This is a genomic window from Streptomyces tsukubensis, assembly GCF_003932715.1.
GTDB classification, from domain to species: domain Bacteria; phylum Actinomycetota; class Actinomycetes; order Streptomycetales; family Streptomycetaceae; genus Streptomyces; species Streptomyces tsukubensis.
The window spans coordinates 1656179-1672582 of record NZ_CP020700.1 but is presented as its reverse complement, the minus strand read 5'-3'; the positions used below and the strand labels follow the sequence as shown (position 1 = coordinate 1672582).

14 protein-coding genes are annotated in these 16404 nt (G+C 72.0%); 5 read left to right on the top strand and 9 right to left on the bottom strand.

The features are described 5' to 3' along the window. Positions 1 to 7: 7 nt before the first annotated feature. The gene (locus B7R87_RS06010) at positions 8 to 1222 is read right to left on the bottom strand and encodes a TerD family protein (RefSeq protein ID WP_187144579.1); all 1215 of its coding nucleotides are present in this window, start codon (positions 1220 to 1222) and stop codon (positions 8 to 10) included. Positions 1223 to 1363: 141 nt separating this feature from the next. Next, on the bottom strand, positions 1364 to 2809 hold the full coding sequence (locus tag B7R87_RS06005) for a peptidoglycan D,D-transpeptidase FtsI family protein (RefSeq protein ID WP_006349975.1): 1446 nt from the start codon (positions 2807 to 2809) through the stop codon (positions 1364 to 1366). Between the two features lie 147 nt (positions 2810 to 2956). On the opposite strand from B7R87_RS06005, the gene B7R87_RS06000 reads away from it, so the two are divergent. Then, the gene (locus B7R87_RS06000) at positions 2957 to 3613 is read left to right on the top strand and encodes a DsbA family oxidoreductase (RefSeq protein ID WP_006349976.1); all 657 of its coding nucleotides are present in this window, start codon (positions 2957 to 2959) and stop codon (positions 3611 to 3613) included. Between the two features lie 95 nt (positions 3614 to 3708). Beyond that, complete coding sequence (locus tag B7R87_RS05995) at positions 3709 to 4752, top strand: aminotransferase class V-fold PLP-dependent enzyme (protein ID WP_006349977.1); 1044 nt, start codon at positions 3709 to 3711, stop codon at positions 4750 to 4752. 11 nt (positions 4753 to 4763) lie between these two features. Here the strand turns inward: B7R87_RS05995 and B7R87_RS05990 are convergent, their stop codons facing one another. Beyond that, positions 4764 to 5348, bottom strand: coding sequence for a MarR family winged helix-turn-helix transcriptional regulator (locus B7R87_RS05990; protein ID WP_006349978.1), 585 nt, complete (start codon positions 5346 to 5348; stop codon positions 4764 to 4766). Between the two features lie 223 nt (positions 5349 to 5571). Here B7R87_RS05990 and B7R87_RS05985 point away from each other — a divergent pair, with 223 nt between their 5' ends. Then, the gene (locus tag B7R87_RS05985) at positions 5572 to 6666 is read left to right on the top strand and encodes an alkene reductase (protein ID WP_006349979.1); all 1095 of its coding nucleotides are present in this window, start codon (positions 5572 to 5574) and stop codon (positions 6664 to 6666) included. A gap of 157 nt (positions 6667 to 6823) precedes the next feature. On the opposite strand, the gene thpD is transcribed toward B7R87_RS05985, so the two are convergent. The 5 genes from thpD to B7R87_RS05960 form a co-directional block, all read right to left on the bottom strand. Further along, entirely contained in the window at positions 6824 to 7735 is a 912-nt protein-coding gene (thpD, locus tag B7R87_RS05980; protein WP_006349980.1) for an ectoine hydroxylase, read from the bottom strand. Positions 7736 to 7738: 3 nt separating this feature from the next. Then, positions 7739 to 8137, bottom strand: coding sequence for an ectoine synthase (locus B7R87_RS05975; RefSeq protein WP_006349981.1), 399 nt, complete (start codon positions 8135 to 8137; stop codon positions 7739 to 7741). Between the two features lie 69 nt (positions 8138 to 8206). Beyond that, positions 8207 to 9475: a diaminobutyrate--2-oxoglutarate transaminase gene (gene ectB, locus B7R87_RS05970; protein WP_006349982.1), complete on the bottom strand. Its 1269-nt coding sequence runs from the start codon at positions 9473 to 9475 to the stop codon at positions 8207 to 8209. Positions 9476 to 9660: 185 nt separating this feature from the next. Continuing rightward, on the bottom strand, positions 9661 to 10200 hold the full coding sequence (ectA, locus tag B7R87_RS05965; protein WP_006349983.1) for a diaminobutyrate acetyltransferase: 540 nt from the start codon (positions 10198 to 10200) through the stop codon (positions 9661 to 9663). Between the two features lie 373 nt (positions 10201 to 10573). After that, positions 10574 to 11683, bottom strand: a complete 1110-nt coding sequence (locus tag B7R87_RS05960; protein WP_130584529.1) for a pyridoxal-phosphate-dependent aminotransferase family protein — start codon at positions 11681 to 11683, stop codon at positions 10574 to 10576. Between the two features lie 175 nt (positions 11684 to 11858). On the opposite strand from B7R87_RS05960, the gene B7R87_RS05955 reads away from it, so the two are divergent. Then, positions 11859 to 12953, top strand: a complete 1095-nt coding sequence (locus B7R87_RS05955) for an amidohydrolase family protein (protein ID WP_006349985.1) — start codon at positions 11859 to 11861, stop codon at positions 12951 to 12953. A gap of 323 nt (positions 12954 to 13276) precedes the next feature. After that, positions 13277 to 14236 carry an SCO1860 family LAETG-anchored protein gene (locus B7R87_RS05950; RefSeq protein WP_130584528.1) on the top strand — a complete coding sequence of 320 codons (960 nt, stop codon included), beginning with the start codon at positions 13277 to 13279 and terminating at the stop codon, positions 14234 to 14236. Positions 14237 to 14402: 166 nt separating this feature from the next. Here the strand turns inward: B7R87_RS05950 and B7R87_RS05945 are convergent, their stop codons facing one another. Beyond that, a complete protein-coding gene (locus B7R87_RS05945; protein WP_130584527.1) occupies positions 14403 to 16166 on the bottom strand; it encodes a hypothetical protein in 1764 nt (587 codons plus the stop codon). Between the last annotated feature and the right edge of the window lie 238 nt (positions 16167 to 16404).

Below are 16404 nucleotides of genomic sequence, written 5' to 3'. Positions count from 1 at the left end.
AGGCTTTCTACAGCGCCTGGGCCGCGGGCTTCACCATGCCGCGGACCGTGCGCGACTTCACGAAGTCGCCCATGGCCGTCATCTCCCACTCGCCCGAGTACTGGCGGATCAGCTTCGCCATCATCACGCCCGTCTGCGGCTCGGCGCCCGTCAGGTCGAAGCGGACCAGCTCCTCGCCCGTCGCCGCGTCCAGCAGACGGCAGTAGGCCTTGGCGACCTCGGTGAACTTCTGGCCGGAGAAGGAGTTCACCGTGAACACCAGGCCGGTGGCATCGGCGGGGAGACGGCCGAGATCGACCGTGATCACCTCGTCGTCGCCCGCGCCCTCACCGGTGAGGTTGTCGCCGGAGTGGCGGATGGAGCCGCCCAGGATGGTCAGCTTGCCGAAGTAGCAGCTGTCGAGGTGGTTGCGCTGGGGGCCGTAGGCGATCACCGAGGCATCGAGGTCGATGTCCTTGCTCCGGTACGCGGGCTCCCAGCCGAGGCCCATCTTCACCTGGGAGAGCAGCGGGCGGCCGCCCTTGACCAGGGACACCGTCTGGTTCTTCTGGAGGTTGACCCGGCCCTTGTCGAGGTTGATCTTGCCGGAGGCGGCGGGTGCCGCGGGCGCGGCCGGGGCGGGGGGCGGCGGAGGGGTGGCCGGGGCGCTGGAGGCCCGGGCGGGGGTGGGCGGGGGCGTCACCGGGGGAGCGGCGGGCTGCGGTGCGGCCGCGGCGGGCTCCTCGTCCACCGAGACGCCGAAGTCGGTCGCGATGCCCGCGAGACCGTTGGCGTATCCCTGGCCGACGGCACGGACCTTCCAGACGCCGTTGCGCCGGTAGACCTCCACGACGACCAGGGCCGTCTCCGCGCCCAGCCGGGGCGGGGTGAAGGTGGCCAGCGGGCTGCCGCTGTCCGCGTCCCGGACGGTGGCGGTCGGCTCGATGCCCTGGAAGGACTGGCCCGCCGCGTCCGGGCTGGCCGTGATCACGATCTTCTCGATGCCCGGCGGGACGGCCGCGGTGTCGACCACGATCGCGTCCGGCGCGGAGCCGCCGCCGGAGCGGTAGCTCACCCCCGGGCCCGTGGGCTGGTTGTAGAAGATGAAATCGGCGTCGGAGCGCACCTTGCCGTCTGCGGTGAGGAGGAGGCCCGACACGTCGAGTCGCACGGGGGCGGCGACGTCCACCGCCACACGGGAGGAGGGCAGAGGGATGTTCGAGCCGGGGGTCATAGCGGTCATGCCAGAAGTAACGACCGGGACCGCTTTGCCGTTCCCTTACCCTTCCCTCCGCTCCCTCCCGGCGCCGCCTTTCACCCTCCGGGACCACACCGACGGCTCCGCTCGGCGGTACGCACGCCCTCGCGCCGGGCGTCCGCGCGCCTACCGGAGCGCCGCCGCCATGATCTTCTGTGCCACCGGCGCCGCCAGACCGTTCCCGCTGACCTCCGAGCGCGGACCGCCCGCGTCCTCGATGACCACCGCGACCGCGATCTGCTTCCCGGTCTCCCGGTCCGTGCCGTAGGAGGTGAACCAGGCGTACGGCTTGCCCGTGTTGTCGACCCCCTGCTGGGCGGTGCCCGTCTTGCCGCCGACCTCGGCCCCCGCGACCTGCGCGTTCGAGCCCGTACCCTTCTCGACGACCGTCACCATCGCACTGCGCAACTGCTCCGCGGTCCGCTCCGAGACGACCCGCTTCCCCGGTTTTCCGTCGTACGAGTCGAGGACGGTGCCCTCGGCGTCGACGACCTGGGACACCATATGCGGGGAGGCCAGCACACCGCCGTTGGCGATCGCCGCCGAGACCATCGCCATCTGGAGCGGGGTGGCCGTCACATCGAACTGGCCGATACCGGTCAGACCGGTCTGCGGAGCGTCGAGCCCCTTCGGGTACACGCTCTCGTACGCCCGGACCGGAACGTCCCACTCCTTGTTGAACCCGAACTTCTCCGCCATCGCCCGGACCTTGTCCTGGCCCAGGTCGATCGCCAGCTTGGCGAAGACGTTGTTGCACGACCAGCGCAGCGCCTCACGGATCGACGCATCCTCGCAGGGCGCGCTCGGGATGTCGTTCCGCAGCGGCTTCGTGGTGAGGGGGAGCGTGTACGGCATGGGGCTGTCGGTCCGCTCGTCGACCGTCCCGTACCGCCCGTCCTCCAGCGCCGCGGCCGCGACGACCAGCTTGAACGTCGATCCCGGGGCCAGCGGCTGCCGCAGCGCCCGGTTCACCATCGGCTTGTCCGGGTCGGTGAGCAGCTTCTGCCAGGTCTCGCCGTCCGTGGTCCCGGCGATCGCCGACGGATCGTACGAAGGGGTGCTGGCCAGCCCGAGGATGCGGCCCGTGGCGGGCTCGACCGCCACCGCCGCGCCCTTGACGTCGCCGAGCGCCTCGAACGCCGCCTTTTGGACCGCCGGGTCGATGGTCGTGAGCACATCACCCGGCTCCTGCTGGGCGCGGGTGAGCGTGTCCAGCGGGTTCTTCAGCCGGGGGTCGGTGCCGTCGAGCACCTGGCCGTAGATGCCCTCCAACTGGGTGGAGCCGTACGCCTGGGAGCTGTAGCCGGTCACCGCCGCGTACAGCTCGCCGTCGGTGTAGGTGCGCTGGTACGCCAGATCGCCGCCGGAGCTGCGCTGCGAGCCGGTGACGGCGCTCCCGGCCACGACGATGTCGCCCAGCGGCTGGGCGTACTGGTCGATGACCTTGCGCCGGTTCTTGTCGTTGTCCGCGAGTGCCTCCGCCTCGTACGCCTGTACCCAGGTGGCCCGCAGCAGCAGGGCCAGCACCAGCAGCAGAGTGAAGACGGCGGTGTGCCTGATCGTCTTGTTCATCCCACCCGGAAGACGACCGGCGCCCCCGGGATGGTTCCCCGCCCCTGATTCCCGGGTGCCGGGACCGCCGCCGGGGAATGCGCGCTTCGGTGCGGACGTTGTCGCCCGGGAGAACTGGACGGCCGGAGAGTGGAGAAGACAGTCGTGATGCGCGTCGAGATCTGGAGCGACATCGCCTGCCCCTGGTGCTACATCGGGAAGGAACGCTTCGAGAAGGGGCTCGCCCGGTTCGCGCACCGGGACGAGGTGGAAGTGGTGCATCGGTCCTACGAGCTGGACCCGGGCCGCCCCAAGGACACGATCGACACGGTCGTCGAGGTGCTGATGCGGATATACGGGCGCAGCCGCGAGGAGGCCGTGGCGATGGAGGAGCACGTCGCCGGAAACGCCCGGGCCGAGGGCCTCCCGTACCGTACGGACGACCGCGACCACGGCAACACCTTCGACATCCACCGCGTCCTGCATCTGGCGAAGGCCCGGGGCCGTCAGGGCGAGCTGCTGGACCGGGTCTACCGCGCCAACTTTGCCGAGGAGCGGTCCGTCTACGACGACGAGGTGCTGCTGGCGGTTGCCGTCGAGGCCGGGCTGGACGAGGCGGAGGTACGCGGGGTCCTCGCGGACCGCGAGGCGTACGCGGCCGACGTCCGCGCCGATGAGCAGGAGGCGTCCGGCATGGGGGCGAGCGGAGTGCCATTCTTCGTCTTCGACCGGCGGTACGGGGTCTCCGGCGGGCAGCCCGCCGAGCTGTTCACCCAGGCACTGGAGCAGGCGTGGAAGTCCCGGGAGGCCGCGGAGTCCGCGTGATCGCACGGACGCGCCCGGCCGCAGGGTCCCGGTGATCCGGTCGCGGGCCCGCGCGCGTGGTTGACCGCGCGCCCCGCGGCGCTCAGGGTGATCGTATGGAGACTCCGGATGCTGCCGCCGCCGAGTTCGCGCTGGGATCGACGTATCTGAACACCGCCTCCTGCGGTGTGCTGCCCCGCCGGGCGGTCGCCGCGCTGGCGGCCCTGGCGGGGGAACTGGCCGCCGGGCGGCCCGGGGGCGCCGGTGACTACGGCACCGTGGGCGCGGTACGGGAGTCCTTCGCCGGACTGGTGGGCGTCGACGCCGGACGGGTGGCCGTGGGCAGCTCCCTGGCCACGGCTGTCGGCCTGGTCGCGCAGTCGCTGCCGGCGGGCGCGGAGGTGCTCTTCCCCGAGGGCGAGTACACCTCCGTCGTCACCCCGTTCACGGCCCGTGGGGATCTGAAGCCGCGCTACGCCCCGCTCGAAGGGCTCGCCGACGCGGTCCGCCCCGGTACGGCACTGGTGGCGTTCTCGGCCGTGCAGTCCGCCGACGGGCGGATCGCAGATCTCGCGGCGGTACGGGAGGCGGCCGCCGCGCACGGCGCGCGGACCCTGGCCGACACCAGCCAGTCCGCGGGCTGGCTGCCGCTGTGCGCGGGCGATTTCGACTACACGGTCACCGTCGCGTACAAATTCCTGCTCGGTCTGCGCGGGGTGTCGTTCCTGACCGTCACCGAGGAGGCGCAGCGCACCCTGCGGCCGCTCTTCGCCGGGACCTTCGCCTCGGCGGACGGTGCGCTGTACGGCCCGGCGCGGGAACTGGCGGCGAATGCGCGCCGCTTCGACGAATCACCGGCGTACCCCTCGTTCCACGCGCTGGTCCCGTCGCTGGAGCTGCTGGCGGAGGCGGGTACGGAGACCGTTCACCGGCACGTGACGGGCCTGGCCCGGCGGCTGCGCGAGGGGCTGGCCGAACGGGGGCACACACCGGTGCCGGGGGAGTCCGCGATCGTCTCCGTCCCCGGGCTGGCGGACCGGGTGCCCGCCCTCGCCGCACAGGGCATCGTCACCGCCGCCCGCGCCGGCGGGCTGAGGGTGTCCTTCCACTTGTACAACACACCTGGGCACGTGGACCGGCTCCTGGAGGCGCTGGTCTAGAGCGCCATGCGCTACTCGGGGGGTTCGCACTCCCCGCCGGCCTCCCGGCAGAGATTCCGCTCCGCCTTGGTCAGCAGCCGCAGCAGTTCCTGCCGCTCGCCCTCGTCGAGGCCGGTGAGCAGATGCTCCTCCAGACCGGAGAGGGTCGCCTCCACCGCCGCCCGGAGCCCGTCGCCGGACTCGGTCGCCTCGACGAGGACCGCCCGGCGGTCCGCCGGATCGGGACATCGGCGGACGTGTCCGGCCTGTTCCAGCCGCTGGAGCATCTTGGTGACGGTGGACGGGTCGAGATCGGCGGCCCTGATCAGATCGGACTGGCGGGACGGGCCCCGGGTCCACAGATGGACCATGACGAACTCCTGGCCGGGATAGAGGCCGAGGCTCCGCAGATGCTTTCCGCTGACCATCCGGTGCAGCCGGGCGACCCGGGAGACCGTGAAGGAGACCGGCGCCTTCTCGTTGCAGGCGGGTCCGGCGGCGAACCCCAGGCCCGCTCCGGCGCAGTCCGCCGCGGAAGGCTCCGGCCCGCCGTCGGTCCCGGTGCACTCCGCTTCCACCGGCGCTCCTGCCGGGGCCACGTACTCGTCGGTCGTCATCGGACCCTCCTCGCAGGGGTGTCGGTGCCGGTCGGTGCTAGTCGGTGCTGGTCGCATGGTGTGTGCGTCAGTCTCCCCGCCCGCAGTGACAGTGTCTCCCGGAAGCCTCCCGAAAATTTTACCTTGGTCGGCCAAAGAAGTGCGCTACAGTATCCCCCGACCGGATTCATTGGTCGGCCATCTAATATCATTTGGCCGACCACACACCTCTGTGGGAGCCCCGATGACCACCGCTTTCGACCCCGTCGACCTCGCCGGACGGACGCTCGCCAACCGCATCGCCATGGCCCCCATGACCCGTAGCCGGGCCTACGGCCCCGGGCACTCGCCCACCGATGCGACGGTCGAGTACTACGCCCAGCGCGCCTCCGCGGGGCTGATCGTCACCGAGGGCATCCAGCCCTCGGTTGTCGGCCAGGGCTACCCCGACACCCCCGGTCTCCACAGCGACGAGCAGACGGCGGGCTGGCGCCGGGTCACCGACGCCGTCCACGCCCGCGGCGGCACGATCTTCGCCCAGCTCATGCACACCGGGCGGATCGGCCACCCCGATCTGCTGCCCGGCGAGCTCCGCCCCGTCGGCCCCTCCGCCGTCCGCGCCGACGGCCAGATCTTCACCAAGCAGGGGATGCAGGACTTCACGACCCCGGACGAGCTCTCCGCCGACGAGGTCCGCACTACCGTCGAGGACTTCGCCGCAGCCGCCCGCAACGCGATCGACGCCGGTTTCGACGGGGTGGAGCTGCACGGCGCCAACGGCTATCTGATCCACCAGTTCCTCGCCCCCAACACCAACCTGCGCACCGACGAGTGGGGCGGTACGGACGAGAACCGCACCCGGTTCGCCGTGGAGACCGTGCGCGCGGTCGCGGACGCGATCGGCGCCTCCCGGGTCGGCCTGCGGATCTCGCCGTCGAATCCGTACAACGACATCCAGGAGCCCGCTCCGGACGCCGTCTACCGGACGCTGGTCCGTGCCCTGGAGCCGCTCGGCATCGCCTACCTCCATGTCCTGGAGGCCACCCCCGAGGTCCGGCCGTTCACCCTGGGGCTGCGCAAGGAGTTCACCGGCACCCTCGTGCTCAACCCCGTAAGCGAGGGGCCGACCGGCCATGACGCGCTGGGCCTGGTCGAGGACGGCACGGCCGATCTGCTCGCCTTCGGCGCGCTCTTCCTCGCCAACCCGGACCTGCCGTCCCGGCTGCGCACCTCGGGCCCGTACAACACCCCCGACCCGGCCACCTTCTTCGGCGGTGACGAGCGGGGCTACACGGACTACCCGGCCCTGGCCACGGCCTCGGTCACGGCGGCAGTCTGACCGGGCCGACCGGCCGGGACCGGGCCGACCGGGCCACCGGGCCCGACCGGCCCGTACCGCCCGCCCGAGGGGGAGCGGGCGAAGGGGGAGGGGCGTACACCGGCGCCCCTCCCCCTCCCTTTTCCGTACCAGCGGCCCGGTCCCTCCCGGACGTTCCTCAGCCGGGGCGTACCGGAGTGAAGTCCCGCGCCCCGATGAACTCCGGCCGCCGCACCGGCGCCGCGAACGGTTCCACCGCCGCGTTCTCCACGCTGTTGAAGACGATGAAGACATTGCTCCGGGCGTACGGACTGATGTTGTCGCCCGAGCCGTGCATGCAGTTGCAGTCGAACCAGGTCGCGGAGCCCGCCCGGCCGGTGAACAGCCTGATCCCGTGCTCGTCCGCGAACCGGGTCAGCGCTCCGTCCGACGGCGTCCCCGCCTCCTGCATCCGCAGGGAGCGCTTGTAGTTGTCCTTCGGGGTCTCGCCCGCGCAGCCCAGGAAGGTGCGGTGCGAACCCGGCATGATCATCAGCCCGCCGTTGGTGTCCCGGTTCTCGGTCAGCGCGATCGACACCGACACCGCCCGCATCGCGGGCATCCCGTCCTCCGCGTGCCAGGTCTCGAAGTCCGAGTGCCAGTAGAAGCCGGAGGCGCCGAAGCCCGGCTTCACGTTGATCCGGGACTGGTGGACGTAGACGTCCGAACCGAGGATCTGCCGGGCCCGGCCCACCACCCGCTCGTCGCGCACCAGCGCGGCGAAGACAGCGCTGATCCGGTGCACCTCGAAGACCGAGCGCACCTTGTCCGACCCGGGCTCGACGATCGCCCGCTCGTCGGCGCGGACATCGGGATCGGAGATCAGCCGCTCCATCTCCGTCCGGTAGAGCGCCACCTCCTCGTCGGTGATCTGGTCCTCGACGCCGATGAAGCCGTCGCGTTCGTAGGCCGCGAGCTGGGCGGGGAGCAGCGGGCCGGGCGCGCCCGGCGCCGACCAGACGACCGGGTCCCGGCGCGGGGTCGGCACCTCGGCCCGGCCGCGGGTCGGATAGAGGTCGTGGTGTACGGCGGTGCCGGTGGCGGTCGCCATGGTTCAGCCCTCCTCGGTGATCAGGGGATAGACGCCGTGTTCGTCGTGGTCCTCCCGGCCGGTGACCGGCGGGTTGAAGACGCAGACGCAGCGGAAGTCGGTGACCGGACGCAGGGTGTGCCGTTCGTGCCCGTCGAGCAGGTACATCGTGCCGGGGCCGATGGTGTGGACCTCGCCGGTCTCGTCGTCGGTCAGTTCGGCCGTGCCCTCGACGCAGAGCACCGCCTCGATGTGGTTCGCGTACCACATGGACGTCTCGGTGCCCGCGTAGAGCACGGTCTCGTGGAGCGAGAACCCGACCCGTTCGCGGGCCAGGACCAGACGTTTGCTCTCCCAGGTCCCGGAGGCCGCTCTGATGTGCCGGTCCGTGTTCTCGATGTCGTCGAGGGAGCGGACGATCACGCTGTGGTCACCTCTGTTCGTTCGGTCTGTTCGGTCTGTTCGGTGGGGGAGTGGTGCGGGCGGGCGCCGTCAGGCGGTTTCGCGGACGGCGCGGGCCAGGGTCCGCAGGCCCTCGTCCAGTTCCTCGGCCGAGACGGTGAGCGGCGGCAGAAGCTTCACCACCTCGCCCTCGGGGCCCGAGGTCTCCAGCAGCAGCCCGAGTTCGAAGGCGCGGGCGCAGACCGCCGAAGCCCGCTGTTTGTCCGGGAATTCGAGGCCCCAGACCAGTCCGCGGCCGCGGAAGCCGAAACCGGGCTCGGGGTCCTCGGCGGCCAGGGCCAGCAGCGCCTGTTCGACCTGTTCGCCGCGGTCCAGGGTCTGCTTCTCCAACTCGCCGTCGGCCCAGTAGGTCCGCAGCGCGGCGGCGGCGGTGACGAAGGCGGGGTTGTTGCCGCGGAAGGTGCCGTTGTGCTCGCCGGGCTCCCAGACGTCCAGTTCCGGCAGGAACAGGCAGAGCGACATCGGCAGCCCGTAACCGCTGATCGACTTGGAGAGGGTCACGATGTCCGGGACGATGCCCGCCTCCTCGAAGGAGAAGAAGCCCCCGGTCCGGCCGCAGCCCATCTGGATGTCGTCGACGATCAGCAGCATGTCCCGCCGTTCGCACAGCTCCTTGAGCGCGCGCAGCCACTCGGGCCGGGCCACATTGATCCCGCCCTCGCCCTGGACGGTCTCCACGATCACGGCGGCGGGCTTGTTGAGCCCGGAGCCCTGGTCCTCCAGCAGCCGTTCGAACCAGAGGAAGTCGGGGACGGTGCCGTCGAAGTAGTTGTCGAACGGCATCGGCGTGCCGTGGACCAGCGGAATGCCTGCCCCCGCCCGTTTGAAGGCGTTGCCGGTGACCGCGAGGGACCCCAGCGACATCCCGTGGAAGGCGTTGGTGAAGGAGACGACCGACTCCCGGCCCTTCACCTTCCGGGCCAGCTTCAGCGCAGCCTCCACCGCATTGGTGCCGGTCGGGCCCGGGAACATCACCTTGTAGGGCAGATCGCGCGGCCGGAGGACCACGTTCTGGAAGGTCTCCAGGAAGGTCCGCTTGGCTGTGGTCGCCATGTCGAGCCCGTGGGTGATGCCGTCCCGTTCGAGATAGTCGAGCAGGGCGCGTTTGAGTACGGGGTTGTTGTGCCCGTAGTTGAGGGAGCCGGCTCCGGCGAAGAAGTCGAGATAGGAGTGGCCGTCCTCGTCCACGAGACGGCTGCCGCGGGCCCGGTCGAAGACCGCGGGCCAGCTGCGGCAGTAGCTGCGCACCTCCGATTCGAGGGTTTCGAAGATGCTCAGGGCGGGCGGGGTGATGGTCACTGCTCTCTCCCGGGGGTGTGGGCCGGGCCGTGCGGCGGTCGCAGGGCCGCAGGCCGGTGGTGCGGGGCGACGGATCATCGGGCGGTACGGAATCGGGGCGGTGCGGAATCGGGGCGGCGCGGCGCGTACGGCACGGGTACGGCGGCGGGCGGCCTTCGGCCGTACGGCGAGGGGCGCGCGGACGGTCAGCGGTCGAGCGGCCCGATGCGGTAGAGCAGCTCCGGCTCGTGCCCCGCACCCGGCGGGAACAGCTCCCCGCCGAACAGGACGGTGCGCTCGACCTGCGCTCCCCGGCGGGCGGCGAAGGCCGTGAAGAGCCGGTCCGACGCGGTGTTGCCGGGGGTGACGGTGGTCTCCAGCCGCCGGATACCCAGCTCGGCGGTGACCCGGGCGGTCAGCGCGTCCAGCAGGGCTCCCGCCAGACCGCGCCCGCGGTGCTCGCGGTCGACCGCGATCTGCCAGACGACCAGGGAATCGGGCCGGTCCGGGCGGGTGTAGCCGGTCACGAACGCGACGGGCTCCCCGTCCGGGCCCCGGGCCACCAGGGAGGTCGTGGCGAAGTCCCGGCACCACAGCAGGTAGCTGTACGAGGAGTTGAGGTCCAGCACCTCGGAGTCGCGGGCGATGCGCCAGAGCGCGGCCCCGTCCTCGACGCGGGGGCTCTCGATAACGGTGAATTCACGATGGGATTCGGCTCGTACCAGGTTGTCCTGCGCGGCGTTCATGCCGATTCAACTTACCGATTCAATTCCATGAATGCATGGTCACTGCGGCTTGGGGTGAGCTGGGTGATGTGTTATCGCGCGGGCGCGAGCCCTCTGAACAGTGCAGCGTTATGTCGGCATCTGTCCGGTAAATAAGCCGCAAAACGGCGCCGTTGTGGGTTCGATCACATGCGGGGAGGGGGTGGTTCGCCCTGTTGGAACTTTAGCGTTTAGGCCCTCGGAACCCGGGCAGAAGAAAACGGGAAGCTGCCATCCGTAAAGGCGGTGACAAAGCTTCCCGTTTTCTGGTTCCGCTTTGAATTTATGGCCCGGAATTGCATTCTTCCGGGGGTCGACGGCGGACGGCCGTCGGCACCGGGCAGCCGGCGGACGGTTACGACCAGGCGGCCAGGGCCGCGCGGCGCGCCGCCGTCTGGTCGACCGGCTCGGGCGCCGTGCCCGATGCGGCCAGCGCCGCCCCCAGCGCCGACAGCGACGACAGCACCGCGTCCTGGGTCGCGTCCGCGCCGTAGTGGTTGACCCGGATCATCTCCCCGGCCAGCGCCCCGCCGCCCGCGACCAGCGGCAGCGAGGGGTCGACGGCCAGCGCGGCCGCCACCAGCCCGGCCGCGTCGACCCCGGCCGGGGTCCGCAGCGTCGTCGCCACCGGAGCGGCGTCCCGCGCCTCGTGCACATAGGGCGTCAGACCGCCGCCGAGCGCCGCGGCGCCCGCACGCGTCGCCGCGGCCGCCGTCGCATGCCGGGCGACGACCGTGTCGAGGCCGTCCTTCTCGATCCGGTCGACACAGGCCTCCAGCGCGAGCATCTCCAGCTGCGCGGGCGCGTGCAGCAGGGTCCGGCGGCCGCCGTCGATCCACCGCTCCTTCCAGTCGAGCAGGGAGAGGTACGAACGCCGGGGCGCGGCCGGGTTCGCGGCGAACCGCTCCCAGGCGCGCGCGCTCACCGACACCGCCGACACCCCGGCCGGACCGCCCATCGCCTTCTGCGCCCCGATCACGCAGAGATCCACGCCCCAGGCGTCCGGCAGCAGCGGTTCGGCCGCCACCGAGGCCACCGCGTCCAGCATGAACAGGGCGCCGTGGGCCCGGACGACCTCGCCGATCTCCGCGACCGGGTTGGTGTTGCCGGTCGCCGCCTCGGCGTGCACCAGGGAGACGAAGTCGATCTCCGGGTGCCCGGCCAGCGCCTGCTCGACCTGTGCGGCGGTGACCGCGGTGTGGAACGGCACCTCCAGATCGACGACCTTCGCCCCGCAGTCCCGCAGCCAGTTGCCGAAGGTCTGGCCGTACGGGCCCGTCACCACGTTCAGCGCCGTCGAACCGGGCCGGGCGCCGGACCGGATGCAGCCCTCCAGCGGCAACAGCGCCTCGCCCTGGGTGATCACCACGTCCTGCTCGGTGCCGAGCAGCGCGGCGACCCGCCGCTCGATGGCCGCGAACCGGTCGGCGGTCAGCGGAGGGAGGTCCAGAAACGGATGTGTCACGGTGGGCGCCTTCTTCGGACAGTTCGGTTCGGGCCGGGGTATTCCGGCCACACCGCACGAGGGTACCGAGCCGGATCCCGGTCCCGGACCGGTCCCCGATTCGGCCCCCGACCGGGCCTGGCGGACCTCTCCGGCACTCTCGTGGGCCCGGTCCCCGCCCTCGTACAGTGCAGTCATGAGCGATCACACGGTGCTGCATGTGAAGGGGCGGGTGCTCGTCGGCCCGGAGGACGTCCGGGCCGAGCTGTGGGTCGTCGGGGGACGCATCACCTACGACCGCCCGTCCGTGTCCTCGGCCGCGGTCGTCACCGTGACCGGATGGGCACTGCCCGGACTGGTCGACGCCCACTGCCACGTGGGTCTGGACGCGCACGGCGCCGTGTCCGCCGCCACCAGCGAGAAGCAGGCCCTGACCGACCGCGACGCGGGCACCCTGCTGATCCGGGACGCGGGTTCGGCGGCCGACACCCGGTGGATCGACGACCGGGAGGACCTCCCGAAGATCATCCGGGCGGGCCGGCACATCGCCCGCACCCGCCGCTACATCCGCAACTACGCCCATGAGATCGAACCCGCCGATCTGGTGTCCTACGTCGCCCGCGAAGCGCGGCGCGGGGACGGCTGGGTCAAACTCGTCGGAGACTGGATCGACCGCGAAGCGGGCGATCTGACCGCCTGCTGGCCGCGGGCCGAAGTGGAGGCCGCCATCGCGGAGGCCCACCGGCTCGGCGCCCGGGTCACCGCGCACTGCTTCGCCGAGGACTCGCTCCGCGATCTCGTCGAAGCGGGCATCGACTGCATCGAACACGCCACCGGCCTCACCGACGACACCATTCCGCTCTTCGCCGAGCGCGGGGTGGCCATCGTGCCGACCCTGGTCAACATCGCCACCTTCCCGGCGCTCGCGGCCGGCGGCGAGGCCAAGTTCCCCGTCTGGTCCGGCCATATGCGGCGGCTTCACGAGCGGCGGTACGACACCGTGCGCTCCGCCTACGACGCGGGCATCCCGGTCTTCGTCGGCACCGACGCGGGCGGTTCGCTCGCCCACGGCCTGGTCGCGGCCGAGGTCGCCGAGCTGGTGAAGGCCGGGATCCCGCCGCTCGACGCGCTCTCGGCGACGACCTGGGGCGCCCGCGCCTGGCTGGGCCGCCCGGCCCTGGACGAGGGCGCACCGGCCGACCTCGTCGTCTACGGCGAGGATCCGCGCGCCGACGTCCGGGCCCTGGCGGCCCCCCGCCGGGTCGTCCTGAACGGCCGGATCGTCGGCTGAACCGCCCCGGGGCAGCGGCGCCCGGTTGACCGGGCGTGACATCCGGCCCGGCCCGCTCGTTGAAGCACCCTTCGGCCGGGGGCGTTCCGGGCCGCGGCCACCCTCCCGGGACCGCCGCGGGAGTGAAACCGGAGGGGCCACCGGGAACGGATGTGTCCAGTTAATCGAATACGTTCACGGAAACCCCTCTTTGGGGTGAACTGACGCCGGGTATCCGTCAGTTCACTCTCAGTGCGTAAAGATGATGGGCGTCCCGGTCGCCGCCGGCCGCGTGTCCCCGTGGCCGCAGGGCGACGCCGTACTCCTGTGGGGGTTCCACCATCTTGAACAGCAATACCTTTCGCCTGCCCGCTCGCCGCTGCGCCGCCGTCACGGCCGCCGTCGCCCTCGTCGCGGCCCCGGTCGCGCTGGCCGGTCCCGCGCAGGCCACGGGAAGCGGCGCGGAGGGCCGGGCGGGCGCGGTCGTCCTCCGCGCCGGGCTCGACGTGTCCCTGCTCAACAAGTCGATCCAGCTGCCGCTGACCGCGACCCTGAACCAGGTGACGGCCCCAGCGAGCGCCGAGCGCACCGCACTCTCCGTCCGGCTCGACGGGGTCGACGGGGGGAAGCCCTTCCAGATGGTCCGGGCCGACGTCGCCACCGCCCGGGCCACCGCGGACCGCAAGAAGTCCGAGGGCTACGTCAATCTGGCCCGGGCCCGGGTGCACGTCCCCGGACTGCCGCTGCTCTCCCTCTTCGAGGTCGAGCAGGTCACCTCCAAGGCCAGTTGCGTCGTCGGCCGGAAGCCCGTGGCCGAATCGAATCTGCTGGGCACGGTACGGATCCTCGGGCAGAAGGTCACCCTCACCGCGGGCGGCCGCACCCGGATCGCCGTACCGGCCGTCGGAGAGGTGACGCTCGACCTGTCGAGGACCGTCACCACCTCCCGTACGGCAGCCGCCACCGCCCTCGAACTGAAGGTGAGCGTCAATCCGCTGAAGCTGAACGTCGCCGAGGTCAACGGCACGGTCACCCTCGTCGAGGCGACCTGCGAGACACCGAAGGCGGCCCCGGCAAAGCCGGAGGAGCCGAAGCCCGAGGAGCCGAAGAAGGAGCAGCCGAAGGCCGAGGAGGAGCCTCAGGTGAAGACCCAGACCGGCGGTGAGCCCACCGAGAACCTCGCCGAGACCGGCGGCAGCTCCACCACCCTCTATCTGGCGGGCGGTTCGGCGATCCTGCTCGGCCTGGGCGGCGGTGCGCTGCTGATGGCCCGCAACCGCGCCCGTACCCGCGGCCGCGCCTGATCCCGCACCGGACCGGTACGGCCCCTGTCCCCGGGCCGTACCCGGGCCGCGACCGCCCCCGCCCCGCACCGGGCCGCACACCCGGCGCGGGGGCGGTCGCGCCACCTCCCCGCCCGCCACCGGTCAGCGGCGAGCCGCACGGCCCCGCCGCGCCGGTGACGCCCGGTCAGACCGGTGCGTAGCGGATGCCCTCGTACGCCAGCCACTGCGCGAACCCGTGCAGCCCCAGGCGCAGTTCCCGGACCGGCTTCCACCCCGGCAGCCGCGGCGCCTGCGGTACGGGCCCGGGGCCCGCGCCCCGGCGCCGGGAAGCCGGGGCGCCCTCCACCGGAACCGGCCTGACCGCCTCCCGTACCAGCTCCGCCACGTCCCTCACGGGCAGCGGCTCACCCACCGGCAGAAGGACGGCCCGCTCCGCCGGGGGCGAGACCACCGCATGGGCCAGCGCATCCGCCAGATCCGCCGTATGCAGCGGATGCAGCGGACGCGGACCGGCCTCCGGCGGCTCGGCCACCTTCAGCGGCTGATAGCGCACCGCGTCCCACACCAGGGCGCCGATCACCGAATCGCGCGGGCAGCCCGGCCCGTACAGATCGCCCGTGTAGAGGGTGTGGTCGGTGCGGACCGCGCCCGTCGCCCGGTCGAGGATCCGCAGCGCGACCCCCGCCGGGGTCCGGCCGCCCGCCCGGTGCAGCGGACGCAGATCGACCAGCGCGTCCAGCCCCCGCAGCATGCCCTCCGCACCCGGGTCGGCCGCGGCGACCGTGAAGCCCTTGTCCCTGAGGCCCCGGGCGATGTGCTCGCCCAGCGGGCTCGCCCCGCCGGCCAGCCCCACCGCGACCGCGCGCGCCGGACCCGCCGCCGGACGCCGGGAGGGCCTGCGCTCCCCGGCCGCCAGGCCCGCGGCCAGCCCCGCCTCGGCGACCGCCGCGAGTTCGTCCCGTACCTCCGCGATCTGCTCCTCGGACCGGCGGTGGCTGATACCGCCGGGGCCGATCGTCGCCAGCGCCTCCGCCAGCACCGGATCCCGCGCCGGATCGGGGGCGTCCCCCCGGCCGTCGCGCCGATGGACGAAGCCGAGCGTGAACGCCGTGAGCCAGGTACCCCGTACCGCCTCCCGGTCCGTCACTTCGGTCAATCCCAGCATGGCCGAATCCAGTCTTTCTCCACGAATTCCCGAGCCCTCCAGAAAAGACTCGCATTCAAGATGCAGCCACCGCTCGGGACCCGGTTCCTCAAGCCGGACCGCGCACTGGGCGACACCGTTCTTGAAGAACGGCGCCACCCGCAACCCCGGCAATCGGACGCTCTCGTCCGCCGGGCGGTCGTCCGGAAGAAAACAGACCGAACGGCGCGGGCCCCGGAACGCGTTGCCGGAAATACTGCCGTGGTCCTCGTGCTCCACCAGACTCGGCACCGACACATGGCCCGGGATGCCGTTGTCGCGCATAAAGCGGTACATCAGGATGTCGTCCGGCCAGGCGTCGAGCCGGGCCCTGCCGTAATCCACGAACCCGGCCGCCGCATCGCGCGGCAGCACGATCGCGACACACGGGAAGTACTCGTTGACCGCGGTCACCCAGCGGGCCCCGGCCAGTGCCCCCAGGCGCACCGCCGCGCCGTTGCGCGAATCCCAGAGGGCGAAGAGCGCGAGGGCCGCGTGCGGCATCGCCTCCACCGCCGCCCCGGCCCGCTCGAAGAAGGAGTCGGAGAGCAGCATGTCGTCCTGGACCACCAGGTGGTGGGTGGCGTCCTCCCCGATGGCCGACCAGGCGGCGAGCGCCGTCCGCAGCACCGAGGGGCGGCCGCCCGGGTCGGGGTCCATGACGACCTGCAGCGCCCCCGGAGGCGCGGCGCCGGCCAGTTGCTCGGCGGCCGCGAGCCGCTTCGGATGGGTCATCACCGCGCCGCTCAGACGATAAGACGTCACAGATCCTCCGTGCTCCGTTCCCGGGCCGGCCCGCGCCGGGCCCCTCCGGTTCCCCGCGCTCCTTCGGGCGGTTCGCCGTTTCCCCGACTCCTCCGCCCTTTTCGCAACGGTTTTCCGCCGCGCTGGCCGAATAGCGGTGGGGGAATCCGGTGGGCCGCATACGAATCCGGACACTACGGCGAGCCTTTCCCGGTCCGCAAGAGTGCCAAAAAGGCGCCCTGGTTCCGGCCGTTGAAGA

Coding starts and splice junctions, on each gene's coding strand:
- B7R87_RS06000 (WP_006349976.1), top strand. CDS start 2,957: ATGCGCGTCGAGATCTGGAGCGACATCGCCTGCCCCTGGTGCTACATC.
- B7R87_RS06010 (WP_187144579.1), bottom strand. CDS start 1,222: ATGACCGCTATGACCCCCGGCTCGAACATCCCTCTGCCCTCCTCCCGT.
- B7R87_RS05955 (WP_006349985.1), top strand. CDS start 11,859: ATGAGCGATCACACGGTGCTGCATGTGAAGGGGCGGGTGCTCGTCGGC.
- B7R87_RS05995 (WP_006349977.1), top strand. CDS start 3,709: ATGGAGACTCCGGATGCTGCCGCCGCCGAGTTCGCGCTGGGATCGACG.
- B7R87_RS05990 (WP_006349978.1), bottom strand. CDS start 5,348: ATGACGACCGACGAGTACGTGGCCCCGGCAGGAGCGCCGGTGGAAGCG.
- thpD (WP_006349980.1), bottom strand. CDS start 7,735: ATGGCGACCGCCACCGGCACCGCCGTACACCACGACCTCTATCCGACC.
- B7R87_RS06005 (WP_006349975.1), bottom strand. CDS start 2,809: ATGAACAAGACGATCAGGCACACCGCCGTCTTCACTCTGCTGCTGGTG.
- B7R87_RS05985 (WP_006349979.1), top strand. CDS start 5,572: ATGACCACCGCTTTCGACCCCGTCGACCTCGCCGGACGGACGCTCGCC.
- ectA (WP_006349983.1), bottom strand. CDS start 10,200: ATGAACGCCGCGCAGGACAACCTGGTACGAGCCGAATCCCATCGTGAA.